The organism is Aquamicrobium terrae (genome assembly GCF_052978165.1).
The window spans coordinates 2,496,182-2,511,832 of record NZ_JBRKLZ010000001.1 but is presented as its reverse complement, the minus strand read 5'-3'; the positions used below and the strand labels follow the sequence as shown (position 1 = coordinate 2,511,832).

Below are 15,651 nucleotides of genomic sequence, written 5' to 3'. Positions count from 1 at the left end.
GGGCATCAGTCCCCCTCGTCCTCATAGCCAACGAGATGCAGCGGGCGGGCACTGATGCCCTGCAATTCGCACCAGCGCACCAGCGCCTCCTCGCGGCCATGCGTGACCCACACCTCGCCGGCGCCGGTCTCGGTGATGGTTTCGCAAAGCTCGTCCCAGTCGCAGTGGTCGGAGATGATCAGCGGCAGTTCGACGCCGCGCTGGCGGGCGCGCTGGCGAATGCGCATCCAGCCCGAGGCGAAGCAGGAGACGGGATCGGGAAAGCGTCGCGCCCAGCGATCGGCGAAGGCCGATGGCGGGCCGATGACCACGGCCCCGGCAAAATCGCCCTTGCGGCCCGCCTCCACCGTCGCCGGCTCCAGCGCGCCGAGGTCGATGCCCTCATTCTGATAATAGGCGCTGAGCCTGGCCAGCGCGCCATGGATATGGATCGGTCGGTCGTAACCCGCCTGCCGCAGCAGCTTCATCACGCGCTGCGCCTTGCCCAGCGCATAGGCGCCGACCAGATGGGTGCGCTCGGGAAACTGCGCCACGGATTTCAACAGCCGGGCGATTTCCTCCTGCGGCGGCGGATGGCGGAAGACGGGCAGCGCGAAGGTCGCCTCGGTGATGAACACGTCGCAGGGCACGAGCTCGAAGGGCGTGCAGGTCGCATCCGGCATGCGCTTGTAATCGCCGGAGGCCACGATGCGCAGGCCCCCCTTCTCCACCGCGATCTGCGCCGAACCCAGCACATGGCCGGCCGGATGGAAGGTGACGGAAACGCCGGCAATATCGATCGTCTCGCCAAAGCCGACCACCTGCGTGGCCCCGGCAAAATCCTCGCCATAGCGCAGCGCCATGATGTCGAGCGTCTGGCGCGTGGCCAGCACCTTGGCATGGCCGGCGCGCGCATGGTCCGAATGGCCGTGGGTGATCAGGGCGCGGGCCACCGGCCGCACCGGATCGATGAAGAAATCGCCGGGCGGGCAATAGAGCCCTTCGGGGCGAGGCTGGAGCAGGTCGCTGGCGCGCATGGCTGACAGATAGGTCGTTTCGAAGGCACGGAAAGACGCAGTGTGCCTTCGGCCTGCCGTCCGCGCAAGCAAATGATCCTGTTTTGTTCTTTTTGCTTGGCGATCCGTCCGGCCCGCGCTACCTGTGGGAGCGTGACAGCGAAGCCCGCGCCATTGCAGGAAACGGCCGTTGCCCACCTGCCCGAGCCGTTCCTGAAATGGTTCGCCGGCAAGGGCTGGACGCCGCGCGCCCATCAGCTCGAGCTGCTCGCCCGCGCGCAGGCCGGGCAATCCACGCTGCTGATCGCGCCCACGGGCGCCGGCAAGACGCTGGCCGGCTTCCTGCCGTCGCTGACCGAACTGGCGGTGCAGCCGAAGCGCAAGCCCGGCCAGGCCCGGCGCGGCATCCACACGCTCTACATCTCGCCGCTCAAGGCGCTGGCGGTGGACATCGAGCGCAATCTCGGCAAGCCGGTCGCGGAAATCGGCCTTTCCATCGACATCGAGACGCGCACCGGCGACACGCCGGCCCACAAGCGCCAGCGCCAGAAACTCGCTCCGCCCGACATATTGCTGACCACGCCCGAGCAGCTTGCCCTGCTGATCGCCAGTTCCGATGCCAGGCGCTTCTTCGAGGACCTGCGCTTCGTGGTCTTCGACGAACTGCACTCGCTGGTGACTTCCAAGCGCGGCCATCTGCTTTCGCTGGGGCTCGCGCGGCTGCGCGCCATCGTGCCGGGGCTCCAGACCATCGGGCTTTCCGCGACCGTGACCGAGCCGGACGATCTGCGCCGCTGGCTGGTGTCGCAGAATGCGCCCGACGAGCTGGCCGGGCTCGTCACCGTAGAAGGTGGAGCCAAGCCCGACATTTCCATTCTCGAATCGGAAGAGCGGGTGCCGTGGGCGGGCCATTCGGCGCGCTACGCCATTCCGGAAATCTACGAGGCGATCCGGCGGCACAGGACGACGCTTTTGTTCGTCAACACCCGCAGCCAGGCGGAAATGCTGTTCCAGGAGCTTTGGCGCGCCAATGAGGACGCGCTGCCCATCGCGCTGCATCACGGCTCGCTCGATGTCGGCCAGCGGCGGCGGGTGGAAAAGGCCATGGCCGACAATGCGCTGCGGGCCATCGTCGCCACCTCGACGCTCGACCTCGGCATCGACTGGGGCGATGTCGATCTCGTCATCCATGTCGGCGCGCCGAAAGGCGCCAGCCGGCTTGCCCAGCGCATCGGCCGCGCCAACCACCGCATGGACGAACCGTCGAAGGCGATCCTCATCCCGGCCAACCGCTTCGAGGTGCTGGAATGCCGGGCGGCGCTCGACGCCAACTATCTCGGCACGCAGGATACCCCGCCCTTGCTGGCCGGTGCGCTCGACGTGCTGGCCCAGCATGTGCTTGGCACGGCCTGTGCCGCCCCCTTCGATGCCGATGCGCTTTATGAGGAGGTGCGATCCGCCGCGCCCTATGCGGCGCTCGACCGCGTGACCTTCGACCGCGTGGTCGATTTCGTCGCCACCGGCGGCTATGCGCTGCGGAACTACGAGCGCTATGCCCGCATCCGCAAGACGAAGGAAGGGCTGTGGCGCATCACCCATCCGCGCATCGCCCAGCAATACCGGCTCAATGTCGGCACCATCGTCGAGATGCCGGAACTGAACGTGCGCTATGTGCGCGCGAGCCGCGGGCTGGCCGGCCATGGAGGGCGGGTGCTGGGCAAGGTGGAGGAATATTTCGCCGAAACGCTGCGGCCCGGCGACAATTTCCTGTTCGCCGGCAAGATCCTGCGCTTCGAAGGCATCCGCGAGAACGAATGCGTGGTGTCGGCCGGCTCCGGCGCCAACATCATCGTGCCGAGCTATGCCGGCGGCAAGTTCCCGCTTTCCACCTATCTGGCCGATCAGGTGCGCGCCATGCTGGCCGATCCGGACAGATGGTCGACGCTGCCCGAACAGGTATCCGACTGGCTGCGGCTGCAAAAGCAGAAATCCATGCTGCCGAAGCGCGGCGATCTGCTGGTCGAGACCTTTCCGCGCGGCGACCGGCACTACATGGTGTGCTATCCGTTCGAGGGGCGGCTGGCGCACCAGACGCTCGGCATGCTGCTGACACGCCGGCTGGAGCGCGCCAACGCCCGCCCGCTCGGCTTCGTCGCCACCGACTATTCGCTGGCCATCTGGGCGCTGGACGACATGGGTGCGCTGTTCAGGGCGAAGAAGCCGTCATTGGCGGAGCTGTTCGACGAGGACATGCTGGGCGACGACCTCGAAGCCTGGCTCAACGACAGCTGGATGCTGAAACGCATGTTCCGCACCTGCGCGGTGATCTCCGGGCTGATCGAGAAGCGCTTTCCGGGGCAGGAAAAGACCGGTAGGCAGGTGACGGTCTCGGCCGACCTGATCTACGATGTGCTGCGCGGCCACGAGCCCGACCATATCCTGCTGCAGGCGACGCGGGCCGATGCCGGCGCCGGCCTGCTCGATGTCAGCAGGCTTGCCGACATGCTCTCGCGCGTGCGCGGGCGAATCGTGCATAAGCCGCTGGAGCAGATTTCGCCGCTGGCCGTGCCGGTCATGCTGGAGATCGGCAAGGAATCGGTCAATGGCGGCGCCAATGAGAGCCTGCTGATGGAGGCGGCCGAACTGGTCGAGGAAGCGATGGGACGCGGATGAATCTTTCGCTGGCCACCATGATGCCCGATGCCGAACTGGTCGCCATCGCCGGCGAGCGGGCCGTCTGCGATATGCGCGGCGTCCTCTATTTTCCTGAAACGGACGTGCTGGCCGTATCGGATTTGCATCTGGAAAAGGGTTCTTCACTGGCCCGGCGCGGGGCGCTGCTGCCGCCCTATGACACCATCGCCACGCTGGCGCGGCTGCAGGAGGCGCTCGATCTCTACCGGCCGCGCATCGTCGTCAGCCTCGGCGATTCCTTCCATGACGGCGAAGGGGCTGCACGCCTGCATCCCGCCTTCCGCGAGCGGCTGGAGGCGATGATGGCGGGGCGCGACTGGTTCTGGATCGCCGGCAACCACGATCCGGACGCGCCGGCGGATCTGCCGGGCGACACCGTGCGGGAGCTTGCCATCGGCGCGCTGCTGTTCCGCCACGAGCCGTCGCGAACCCCGGTCGAAGGCGAGATCGCCGGCCATCTGCACCCTTGCGCGCGCATCGTCCAGCGCGGCCGCTCGGTCAGGCGGCGCTGCTTCGCCAGCGACGGCGCGCGCATGGTGATGCCGGCCTTCGGCGCCTATACGGGCTCGCTCAACGTGCTCGACCGCGCCTATGCCGGCCTGTTCCGCCGCGACAGCCTGATGGCCTACATGATGGGCCGCGACCGCGTCTTCGCGATCGCCGGCTCCATGCTGCGGCCCGGCTGAACGGCTGCCGAGTCATCCGGAAAAACGGCCCCTTGCCCGTTCATGGGGCAGCGCCCAGATTTGACCGGTGGATTTGAAGCGCTCGTCATCCCGGCCAAGGGAGCGTCAGCGACCGCGAGCCGGGATCCATGCCTGAACCCTGGACAGGCCACGGAATGGATCCCGAAGCGCTCCACCATCCGCTTCCGGATGAAATGCCTCAATCCCTGCGGAAGACGATGCTGCCCAGCCAGCCCACGGCCATGGCGAAGGCCACCGACAGCGCGCCGTAGAAGAGGCCGTGATTGTGGGCGAGGCGGAATACCGCCTGCTCGAAGCCGGCCTTGCGGATTTCGAGCTGGGCCGAGCTTTCCTTCACGAACATGCCGTTCTTGAACAGGAAGGCGCGCGCCTTGTGGGTGCCGACCGGCGCGTCGGGCGCCAGCCGCACCGTGGCGCGGAACAGGTTCTGCGACAGAAAGCGCACCCCGCCGACATTCTCGCTGTAGAGCCCGGCGGCGACCTTGCGGTTGCGCAGCGCCTTGGTGAATTCGGCAATGGTGAGCGGGTTGCCTTCGGGATCGGCCGGTTGCAGGTAGATGTTGTTGGTGCCGAGCGAAAGCTGGCGGTAGCTGACCGGCTCGGTGATGTCCTGGAACGGACGCGTGGTGGCGACCGAATAGGAAACCGGAACGTTCTCGAACTCCTCCGACTGGAGGTTGATCCACACGCCCAGCACCCGGTCCTTGCGGCGCACGACGATGCGCCGCGCCGGCCCCTCGAGCACCACGATCACATCGTAGCGCCCCTGCCGGGCCACTTCGGGATCGACATTTTCGAGCGCCCCGAAAATGGTGAGGTCCGCGCCCGAGAACCCGGCGGTGATCGAGATATGCTCGGTCGACAGCCCGATCTGGATGCCTTCGGGATTGGGATTCTGCGCCGCCGCCGGAATCGACATGGCGACCAGCGCCAGAAGCGGCAGCAGCAGGCACAGGACGGGCGTCGCGCGGACCGTCATCAGCCCAGCCCCGGAATGCTGAGCGAATAGACATTGTCCGGCCGGATGAAGAGATCGACGGCCAGGCGCAGCGCAACGGCCAGCACCAGAAGGGCCAGCAGCGCCCGCAATTGCTCGCCCCGCAGCTTCTGTCCCGCCTTGACGCCATACTGCGCTCCGGCCACGCCGCCCACCATCAACAGCATGGCCAGCACGATATCGACGGTGTAGTTCGTCGAGGCGTGCACCAGCGTCGTATAGGCCGAGGTGAAGATGATCTGGAACAGCGAGGTGCCGACGACGACATTGGTGGGCACACGCAGCAGATAGATCAGCGCCGGCACCATGATGAAGCCGCCGCCCACGCCCATGATCGACGACAGGAAGCCGATGATCGCGCCGATGACGAGCACGGGGATGACGCTGACGAACAATTTGGAGGTGCGGAACCGCATCTTCAGCGGCAGGCGGTGAATCCAGTTGTGCTGGCCGGGTTTCTTCAATCCCGTCGGCGCCCCGCCGCGCGAGGCCCGCAACGACCGCACGCTTTCCACCAGCATCAGCGCCCCGACGCTGCCCAGCAGCACGACGTAGAGCAGCGAGATGAACAGGTCGAGCTGGCCGAGGCTGCGCAACAGCGAGAACACATAGACGCCCGCCGTCGAACCCACGATACCGCCGGCCAGCAGCATGAAGCCGAGCTTGAAGTCTAGCGTGCCGCGCTTCATGTGCGACATGGCGCCGGAGAAGGACGAGCCGATGACCTGGTTGGCGCCGGTGGCGACGGCGATGGCAGGCGGGATGTTGTAGAAGATCAGCAGCGGCGTGATCAGGAAACCGCCACCCACCCCGAACAGACCCGAGAGGAACCCCACCGCCGCGCCCATGGCCAGCAGCACGAAGACATTGACGGAAATTTCCGCAATCGGGAGATAAATGCCCACCCGTCTATTCCAATCGACCGTCGTTTCCGGACCGCATCATAGCGCCGAAAAGCTAACCTGTTCTTGCACGGGAACCGCGGACGGACTTTCGTCCGCCGCAGCCTTGAAACCAGAACCATGTCAATCAGTTAACAGGCAAATATGTGGCAAGGCATCGTATAAACGACGCTGTCCACTTTTATTTGCGTTCTATTTGCGCGCCACAGCGAACCCAGCGCCCAGCGGCTCGCCGAAAGCGGGCGCAACTGTCCGCTTTGTGTGCCTGCGGCGAGGGATCATCTGCCTGCGCGCCTGCGGCGTCGCGGTTGCCGCTTTGCGCGCCTGCGGCGTCGCGGTTACCGCTTTGCGCGCCTGCGGCGTCGCGGGTTACCTACGCGCCAGAAGGGCCTCCACCAGCTTCTCGTCGACCTCACCGGTCGGCGACAGCCCGTTGTCGGTCTGGAAGGCGATGATGGCGTCCTTGGTCTTGCCGCCCATGACGCCGTCGACCGCGCCGGCCGAATAGCCGTTCTTGTTGAGGATGGCCTGGATGTTCTGCACCGCCTTCTTCATGTCGACGGAGGCAGTGGTGACGGGCTCATCCAGCCAAGCGTCGGGAATGGTGACGCCGTTGGCATCCATGTCGAGTTCCCTCGCCTGCCACAGCTCTGCCGTCTGGCGCGCCTTTTCGAGTTGCTCGGGACGCAGCACCTTGGCGATCTCGTCACGCTTGGTGGCGGCGTCCTTGTCACCGGTTTTGGCAACCAGCGCGAACCACTTGTAGGAATCCTCGAGGTTCTGCGTCATGCCGACGCCCTTGGCGGCGAGGATGCCGAGATTGAACTGGCTGTCCTTGACGCCGAAATCGGCGGCGGCCTTGAACCAGCGCACCGCACCCTCGTTGTCGGCGGCGCCATCGGGACCCATGGCCAGCAGCACGGCGAGATTGTGCATGGCGCTGGCATTGCCCTGCCCGGCCGCCATCTCGTACCATCTCCTGGCCTTGTCGGTGTCACGTTCGACGCCGATGCCCTTTTCGTAGAAATTGCCGATGCGGTACTGCGCCGGCGCCAGGCCCTTATCGGCGGCGCTTTCATACCATTTGGCGGCGGCGGCCATGTCTTCCTGCACCCCGCGGCCCTCGGCATAGCGCGCGCCGATCTCAAACAGCGCCTTGGCGTCGCCCGATGCGGCGGCATCGCGCAAGGCCGGCGTGCCGAGATTGGCGGGCACGTCGATCGGCGTGGCGGCAACCGGCGGCACGGCACCGGTCGAGACGGTGTCTGTGGAAACGGGGTCGATGGAAACGGGATCCGGGGAAACGGGATCGGGGGAAACGGGATCGGTCGTAACCTCTTCGGTCCCGCTGGCCTGCGCTTCCGGCACGGCCTCCGCAGGCGTTCCGGCCACCGGAGCCGGCGTCGAAACAGCATCGAGAACCGGCGCGGCGGCCTGTTGCCGCATATCCGCCTCGGCAGCAGCCATCTCGTCTTCCGGACGCACCGGCTCGACCACGCGCGCCTCCTCCGCCTCACGCTCCGGCTGTTCGGGCGTCACGGTTTGCTCGACGACGGCCGGCGCCGTCTCGATGCGGGCGGCCTGCTGCTGGTCGGCCAGGAACGTCTTGCCGAACTGCAGGCCGGCGAGCGCCAGGATCACCGCGCCGACCGCCATCAGGATCGGCTTGCGGCGGGCCTTGAACAGCTCGCCGATGCGCAGTCCCTTGGTCTGGCCGCCCAGGCTCGACTGGCGCTTCAGCGTTTCGGCTTCGGCGGCCGCGGCCTGGGCCGCGCGGCGGGCGGCGGCGATGAAGTCGGACTTCGCCGTGTCGGCGGCCGGGCGGGCGGCGGACTGGCTGCGCTCGTCGCGCACCCGCTTCAGGATGGCGTTGAGATCGGGCGCACCCGAACCGGGCTCGAGCGGGCGGTTGATCAGCGCCGGCTCCAGCGGTTCATCGAGGCCGATTTCGGCCGGTTCGGCAACCGCGACCGGCTCGGCCGGCCTGGCGGCGGCGGCGGCATCCTTGCGGAAGGCGCGGGTGAGGTTGCCGAGCAGCGACGTCTTGCGCGCGGATTCCTGCCCGGCCGTTTCGCCGAGCGCGGCCTTCGCCGCCTCGGAGGCGGCCTGCGCCGGAGTGCGTATCTGCATTTCGCCGTCCATGGCATCGACCAGAAAGGTCTCGCCCTCGGCAGCCAGGGCGGCCGGCGCTTCCATGTCGAGGCTCGGCGCCCCGGTTACCGCGATCTTGGCCTCCGGCTGCGCGGCCATATCGGCCTCGGCGCCCGGAGCCTCCAGCGAGCCCAGACGCTCGACGATTTTCAGCAGCGTGTCGTGGATGGCCTCGAAGGTCCGGGCATTGCGGTCGTCGGAACGGCGCGTCAGCCCCTCCAGCGTCTTGAGGTCCTGCGCAAGGCCGGCGACGGCGACCTGCTCGATGCCGCCGGTGCCGCCCATGGACTGCACGGCCCGTTCGGCCGCCTCGCGCGCGGCCTCAACGATGGTTTCGCGCGTGCCGGCAAGCGACTGCTCGATCTGGCTCAGGCGCGGGCTGATGTCCTCGAATTCCGGCAGCGGCGTGCCCGGTTGCGCGAGATGCGCCGACAGCCCGGCCACCTGCGCCTCGAGGCTGCGGATCAATTGCTGGTCGAGGGCGCCGAAGCGCTCGGCGGAACCGTCGATCTGCCGGGAGATTTCGGCAAGGCGCACTTCCAGCCCCCGGATGGCTTCCTGTCCGGCCGGCTCGCGGCTTTCCATCTCGCGGGCCAGGGCGTCGAAGCGGGCGTCGATCGCCTCGATCACCTCCGCTCCGTCGAAGGCGGGCGCGATCTCGCGCCGGTCCAGCCTCTCGGCAACCTCGTCCAGCCGCCGCTCAAGGTCGCGGAAGATGATGTTGCCCTGCTCGACGGCATCGCTCTGCCGGCGATCCAGCGAAGCGGCGAACAGGTCGAAGCGCTGCTCCAGCCCTTCCATCAGATGGTCGAGGTCGGGCATGGCCGGCGCCTGGCCGAGCCGTTCGGCGATGATGGCGATCTGGTCGGCGAAGCGTTCCATCATGTCTTCGGGCAGGCGGCTTTCCGCGGCCAGTTCGTCGACCCGGCGCGACAGCATGTTCAGCCGCTCGATGATCTCCAGCGAGGGGCGGTCCTGCGCCACTTCCTCGATCTGCTCGGCCAGCGCGGCGATGCGGTTCTCGATCCGCTCCAGCGAGGCGGGGTCGAAACTGCTGGCCTGCGCCGCCACGGTCGAGGCGACGATGGCGCGCGAGATTTCATCCAGCCGCTCGTCGATCAGGCCGAGCGTGTCGGGAGCGGACGACGGCTGGGTCATGAACTGGTCGACCGCCACGGCAAGCGTGTGCAGCTTCTCTTCCAGCGAGCCGAGCGACAGCGACTGCGGCAGCGTGTCGACCGCACGCGCGATCTCTTCCAGCCGCTGGCCGAGCACGGCAAAGCCGGCGTCGACGACACGATGGTCGGCGCCGGCCTCGAAACGGTCCTCGAAGGCCGTCCAGCGGCGGTCGAAATCATCCCAGCGCCGATCGACGGCCCGCACGCTTTCCTCGCGCGCCAGCGTCTCGACCTGGGCCTTGAGCTGTTCCAGCTCCAGCCGCAGCAGATTAACGCTGCGATCGTCGTTCCTGTGGGCCAGTTCCTGGACGGTTTCGGAAAGGCGCTCCAGTTCACGGCCGAAACGGACGCCGTCGCCGGCGCCGTCGCCGGACCGGCCGGCCTTGTCGATGTCGCGGCGCAGGACCTCGAATTCGCGATGCAGGTCGGCGGCCATCTGCTGGCGCAATTCGTCGCGCAGCTCCTGCAACTCGCCGGCAATCCTGCCGGCCTTGGCAAGCTCGTCCCCCTGGCCGCGAATGCGGTCCATGTCACGCGCCATCGCCTGATAGCCGGAAACGTGGAGCGGCGCGGAATGGCGCGCGCCCGGCTCGAAGCCGCCGCGGCGCGCGGTCCAGTCCCGTTCCTCGGCAAAGCCGTGCTCGGCGCCGCGCATCAGGCTGTCCGGACGCGGGCGCTGGTCGGTGCGGCCGAGCTGCAAACGCTCTTCCAGAGCCGCAAGCGACTCGTTGATCTGTTCAAGGGTCGAGTTCGGCTTGCGCGGCCGGCCCGCATTCAGCGTGTCGAGATAGGACCTTCTGTTGCTCATCGCGACGCCCGTTTCCTCACAGCGCCGGCCCCGATGACCGGCTTCCCCTTCAATGCGGTCGGAACGGAAGGCTTCGTCCGGCGTTGTACCCGGCGCCTGCCGAAAACCGTGAAAACTTCGCTACTGGATAAACACGGAGGACCGACAAGCGCACAATTCGCCGAACGTGGTAAACAAGGCGTTAACTGTGGTTAAGAAGTCGCAACCTGACGCCGGAAAACGTCCGTTCCGCCCGTCTCCGCCCACGATACTTGAACCGGAGGGCGTTTCCCGCTAATCACACCTTACGTAAACGTAATGGGCAGGGCCTCGAAACGCTTGCATATCGGCCTTGTCCGTCAGGCAACACCTCACGATCCGGAACCCCGAATGAAGACCGACAACCTGATGGCCGATCATGCGGCCGCCGCCACCGGCAAACCCCACGAGACCGAAGAGCTGACGCGCATCGGCGAAATGGCCAAGCTTTTCGGCGTCACCTTGCGCACGCTGCGCTTCTATGAGGACAAGGGCCTCATCAACCCGCAGCGCGACGGCAGCACGCGCCTCTATACCCATCGCGACAAGGCACGGCTGAAGCTCATCCTGCTCGGCCGCAAGGTCGGCTTCTCGCTGCGCGACGTGAAGCAGATGATGGACCTCTACGATCCCTCCGGCTCCAACGCCCGCCAGCTCAAGGTGGCGCTGGAGAAATCGGAGAAGCAGATGGCCCGCCTGCAAAAGCAGCGCGCCCTGCTCGACGAAGCCATCGCCGACCTCAGCCTTTCGATGGACGAGGCGCGCCGCATGCTGGCCGGGAACACGGCGCAGCAGAGCGCCGCCTGACCGACCTTCGGGCATGGCGCCTGCCCCTCGCCGCTTCGGGCGGGGGAGCCGATGGCCGGCCGGCCATGTTGCATGCCAGAATAAGTATACAGAGATAAAGATTTCTTTATATCCCGTTGTCGTTTTCGAAGTGATCTGCTAGTCAGCGGGCAGCTTCGCGCCATCGGCCGCGTCCGCGGCACGGCAGCCCGCCGACAGATTCCACTGGAGTGCCATCATGACAGCTAACAAGGACTATGTGGTCGCCGACATCTCGCTTGCCGAGTGGGGCCGCAAGGAGATCGAGATCGCCGAGACGGAAATGCCGGGCCTGATGGCCTGCCGCGAGGAGTTCGGCAAGGCCCAGCCGCTGAAGGGAGCGCGCATCACCGGCTCGCTGCACATGACCATCCAGACCGCGGTGCTGATCGAGACGCTGAAGGCGCTGGGCGCCGAGCTGCGCTGGGCCTCCTGCAACATCTTCTCCACCCAGGACCATGCCGCCGCGGCGATTGCCGATGCCGGCATCCCGGTGTTCGCGGTCAAGGGCGAGACGCTGGAGGACTACTGGACCTACACCGACCGCATCTTCCAGTGGGCAGACGGCGTGCCTTCCAACATGATCCTCGACGACGGCGGCGACGCCACCATGTACATCCTGCTCGGCGCCCGCGCCGAGGCCGGCGAGGACGTGCTGTCCAACCCCGGCAGCGAGGAAGAGGAAATCCTCTTTGCCCAGATCAGGAAGCGCATGGCGGCGACGCCCGGCTTCTTCACGAAGCAGCGCGAGGCGATCCGCGGCGTCACCGAGGAGACGACCACCGGCGTCAACCGCCTCTACCAGCTCCAGAAGAAAGGCCTGCTGCCCTTCCCGGCCATCAACGTCAACGACTCGGTCACCAAGTCCAAGTTCGACAACAAATATGGCTGCAAGGAATCGCTGGTCGACGGCATCCGCCGCGGCACCGACGTGATGATGGCCGGCAAGGTCGCCGTGGTCTGCGGCTATGGCGACGTCGGCAAGGGTTCGGCCGCCTCGCTGGCCGGCGCCGGCGCGCGCGTCAAGGTCACCGAGGTGGATCCGATCTGCGCCCTGCAGGCGGCGATGGACGGCTATGAGGTCGTCACGCTGGAAGACGCGGCGCCGACCGCCGACATCGTCATCACCACCACCGGCAACAAGGACGTCATCCGTCTCGACCATATGCGGGCGATGAAGGACATGGTGATCGTCGGCAATATCGGCCACTTCGACAACGAGATCCAGGTGGCGGCGCTGCGCAACCTGAAATGGACCAACGTCAAGCCGCAGGTCGACATGATCTCCTTCCCGGACGGCAAGCGCCTGATCCTTCTGTCGGAAGGCCGCCTGCTCAATCTCGGCAACGCCACCGGCCATCCGAGCTTCGTCATGTCGGCTTCCTTCACCAATCAGGTGCTGGCCCAGATCGAGCTGTTCACCAAGGGCGGCGAGTACAAGAACGAGGTCTACGTGCTGCCCAAGCATCTCGACGAGAAGGTGGCGCGGCTGCATCTCGACAAGCTCGGCGCCAGGCTGACCACGCTCTCGGACGAACAGGCCTCCTATATCGGCGTGACGCCGCAGGGACCGTTCAAGCCGGAACACTACCGCTATTAACCAAGCTTGGAAATACTACCACATATAGGGCCGGGCGGTTGACTTTCCGTCCGGCCCTATTTTTGCGGGCCGGCCTGCTTCACGCAGATTCGGCGAGGCGGTATTGTGAGGTGATTCGCGACGCTTCAGCCGGTCATGGGTTCGGGTCCAAAGGGGTGGGCTGGTGGCCGGGTTTTCCGGCTGAGCGTCCTTGCAGACGGCGGCGGAGAGGATCACGACATGCCGGGGGAAAACCCGCTTCGAGCGGGAAAGGCCGTTTCCGGCGGCCATAGCGATTCCAGCGGCGGGATTGTCCCGTCCTTCGGTTGGCGCACGCCGGCCGGGCGGCGGCTTGGCTGGCTGCTGGCCTCCTCGGCGCTTGCCCTCCCCCTCTCCACCCTGAACGCCGCGGCACAGACGGCGGCGCGGGCCGCCCTGCCCATCGGCACCTCCGAGGTCATCCAGCTCGCCCTGTCGGTCGGCGTCATGGGCGCTGCCCTGATTTCGGCGATCGTGCTCATCCGCGAACGCCAGCGCACGGCGGCCGAGAATGTGCAGCTTCGCGCCCGCATCGCCGACGTCAACGCCGCCCTCCAGCGCTCGGAAGCGATCCTCAACCTGCGCGACCAGCGCGTCATCGTCTGGGCCGGAGACAACCAGAAGCCCGAGCTGATCGGCGCCCTGCCGCTCACCACGGGCGCACCGGAGGAGCGGGCCGCTTTCCTCGCCTTCGGACGCTGGCTGGCGCCCCGCTCCGCCGCCGCGCTGGAGCGCGGCATGGCGGCGCTGCGCGAGAAGGGCACGTCCTTCGACCTCATCGCCGAGACCCATGCCGGCGCGCCGCTCGAGGTCCAGGGCCGGAAAGGGGCGACGCATACGCTGGTGCGCTTCCTGTCGCTGTCGGACACCCAGCGGGCCCATGCCCGCCTCAAGCTGGAGAACGAGCGGCTGGCCGCCGACCATGAAACCATTGTCGGCCTGCTCGACGCCCTGAACATGCCGGTGTGGCTGCGCAGCGAGGAAGGCCGCCTGAAATGGATCAACCGCGCCTATGCCGATGCCGTCGAGGCGCCGACGGGCGAGGACGCGATCCGCGAGGGCAAGGAATTCCTCGGCGACCGGGCGCGTTCGGCGATCGCCGAGCAGCATCGCAGCCATCCGGTGTTCGCGCAGACGCTTTCCACCGTCATCGAAGGTGACCGCCGCCAGTTCGCCGTGACCGACTACAACGGGGCGAAGGGCTCGGCCGGACTGGCCTGCGACGTCAGCGCGGTGGAAGCCGTGCGCGAGGAATATGAACGCGCCGCGCGCAGCCATGCCGACACGCTCGACCAGCTCAACACGGCTGTGGCGATCTTCGACACCGAACAGAAGCTGCGCTTCTTCAACCAGGCGTTCCAGAAATTGTGGATGCTGGACATCCCCTTCCTCAACAGCGCGCCCGACAACGCCCTGCTGCTCGACAGGCTGCGCAGCGAAGGCAAGATCGCCGAGCAGCCGGAATGGCGGCGCTGGAAGGAGAACCTGCTCGGCGCCTATCGCGCCGTCGAGACGCAGGAGCACTGGTGGCACCTGCCGGACGGCAAGACGATTCGCGTCGTCGCCAATCCGCAGCCCAAGGGCGGCGTCACCTGGCTGTTCGAGAACCTGACCGAGAAGATCGATCTCGAAAGCCGCTACCAGACCGCCGTGCGCGTGCAGGGCGAGACGCTCGACAACCTGGCCGAGGGCGTGGCGGTGTTCGGGCCCGACGGCCGCCTGCGCCTCTCCAATCCCGCCTTCGCCGCGCTGTGGGAACTGGACCACGCTATCGTCCAGCCGAACGTGCATGTCGCCTCGATCCGGGCGGTCTGCGACAGCCGCGCCACGGACAGCCCATGGGGCGGCTTCGTTGCCGCCATCACCGGCTTCGACGAGGAGCGGCGCAACTGGCACGGGCTGGTCGAGCTGAATTCCGGCAGCGTGCTACGTTATGCCGTCATCCACCTGCCCAACGGCCAGGTGATGACCACCTTCGTGGACGTGACCGACAGCGTCAATGTCGAGCGGGCGCTGAAGGAGAAGAACGAGGCGCTGCTGAAGTCCGACCAGATCAAGAACGACTTCGTGCAGCACGTCTCCTACGAGCTGCGCTCGCCGCTCACCAACATCATCGGCTTCACCGAACTTTTGTCGCTGCCGGCCACCGGGCCGCTGTCGCCGCGCCAGCGCGAATATGTGGAGCATATCGGCTCGTCGTCGTCGGTGCTGCTCACCATCGTCAACGATATCCTCGACCTCGCCACGGTCGACGCCGGCATCATGCAGCTCGAGATCACCGAGGTCGATGTCGGCAACGCCATCGCGGCCGCCGCCGAGCTGGTTTCCGAGCGCCTGCAGGAACACGCCATCAAGCTGGAGGTCGATGCGTCGGCCGCACCCAGGAGCTTCAATGGCGACGAGGTGCGCATCCGCCAGATCCTCTACAATTTGCTGACCAATGCCGCGAACTACGCGCCGGAAGGCAGCGCAGTGCGGCTGACATGCCGGCAGTTGGCCGACAGCGTCGAGTTCGCCGTGCATGACGACGGGCCGGGCATGCCGCCCGACGTGCTCGACCTCGTGTTCCACCGCTTCGAATCGCGGGTCAATGGCGGGCGCCGGCGCGGCGCGGGCCTCGGCCTGTCGATCGTCAAGAGCTTCGTGGAGCTGCATGGCGGCACTGTGCGCATCGAAACCGGCGCCGGCCGGGGCACCACCGTCGTCTGCACCTTCCCCGACACTCCGGCGGGCGTGCGCCAGGCCGCGGAGTAGGCCG

At 66.9% G+C, this 15,651-nt stretch carries 9 protein-coding genes; 5 read left to right on the top strand and 4 right to left on the bottom strand.

Features of this window, described 5'->3' with window-relative positions; genetic code table 11:
- Nucleotides 1–5 precede the first annotated feature (5 nt).
- Nucleotides 6–1,016 (bottom strand): ligase-associated DNA damage response exonuclease, encoded by a 1,011-nt coding sequence (locus ACVCNR_RS12380; protein ID WP_354194868.1) that lies wholly within the window; start codon nucleotides 1,014–1,016, stop codon nucleotides 6–8.
- 132 nt (nucleotides 1,017–1,148) lie between these two features.
- Here ACVCNR_RS12380 and ACVCNR_RS12375 point away from each other — a divergent pair, with 132 nt between their 5' ends.
- Both ACVCNR_RS12375 and pdeM read left to right on the top strand, forming a co-directional pair.
- Nucleotides 1,149–3,668, top strand: coding sequence for a ligase-associated DNA damage response DEXH box helicase (locus ACVCNR_RS12375; RefSeq protein ID WP_447075018.1), 2,520 nt, complete (start codon nucleotides 1,149–1,151; stop codon nucleotides 3,666–3,668).
- A gap of 17 nt (nucleotides 3,669–3,685) precedes the next feature.
- Nucleotides 3,686–4,375, top strand: coding sequence for a ligase-associated DNA damage response endonuclease PdeM (pdeM, locus tag ACVCNR_RS12370; RefSeq protein WP_354195169.1), 690 nt, complete (start codon nucleotides 3,686–3,688; stop codon nucleotides 4,373–4,375).
- 199 nt (nucleotides 4,376–4,574) lie between these two features.
- Here pdeM and ACVCNR_RS12365 read toward each other — a convergent pair whose 3' ends face one another.
- From ACVCNR_RS12365 to ACVCNR_RS12355, 3 genes are all read right to left on the bottom strand, one after another.
- The gene (locus ACVCNR_RS12365) at nucleotides 4,575–5,375 is read right to left on the bottom strand and encodes a TIGR02186 family protein (RefSeq protein ID WP_354194866.1); all 801 of its coding nucleotides are present in this window, start codon (nucleotides 5,373–5,375) and stop codon (nucleotides 4,575–4,577) included.
- Nucleotides 5,375–6,298: a sulfite exporter TauE/SafE family protein gene (locus tag ACVCNR_RS12360; RefSeq protein ID WP_354194864.1), complete on the bottom strand. Its 924-nt coding sequence runs from the start codon at nucleotides 6,296–6,298 to the stop codon at nucleotides 5,375–5,377. Before ACVCNR_RS12360 ends, ACVCNR_RS12365 begins: the two co-directional genes overlap by 1 nt.
- A gap of 366 nt (nucleotides 6,299–6,664) precedes the next feature.
- Nucleotides 6,665–10,432, bottom strand: a complete 3,768-nt coding sequence (locus ACVCNR_RS12355; RefSeq protein WP_447075017.1) for a peptidoglycan-binding protein — start codon at nucleotides 10,430–10,432, stop codon at nucleotides 6,665–6,667.
- A gap of 387 nt (nucleotides 10,433–10,819) precedes the next feature.
- On the opposite strand from ACVCNR_RS12355, the gene ACVCNR_RS12350 reads away from it, so the two are divergent.
- The 3 genes from ACVCNR_RS12350 to ACVCNR_RS12340 all read left to right on the top strand — a co-directional run bounded on the left by ACVCNR_RS12350 (nucleotide 10,820) and on the right by ACVCNR_RS12340 (nucleotide 15,647).
- The gene (locus ACVCNR_RS12350; protein WP_354195167.1) at nucleotides 10,820–11,257 is read left to right on the top strand and encodes a MerR family transcriptional regulator; all 438 of its coding nucleotides are present in this window, start codon (nucleotides 10,820–10,822) and stop codon (nucleotides 11,255–11,257) included.
- 217 nt (nucleotides 11,258–11,474) lie between these two features.
- Complete coding sequence (ahcY, locus tag ACVCNR_RS12345) at nucleotides 11,475–12,875, top strand: adenosylhomocysteinase (protein WP_447075016.1); 1,401 nt, start codon at nucleotides 11,475–11,477, stop codon at nucleotides 12,873–12,875.
- Nucleotides 12,876–13,094: 219 nt separating this feature from the next.
- The gene (locus ACVCNR_RS12340) at nucleotides 13,095–15,647 is read left to right on the top strand and encodes a sensor histidine kinase (protein ID WP_447075015.1); all 2,553 of its coding nucleotides are present in this window, start codon (nucleotides 13,095–13,097) and stop codon (nucleotides 15,645–15,647) included.
- Nucleotides 15,648–15,651: the final 4 nt, after the last annotated feature.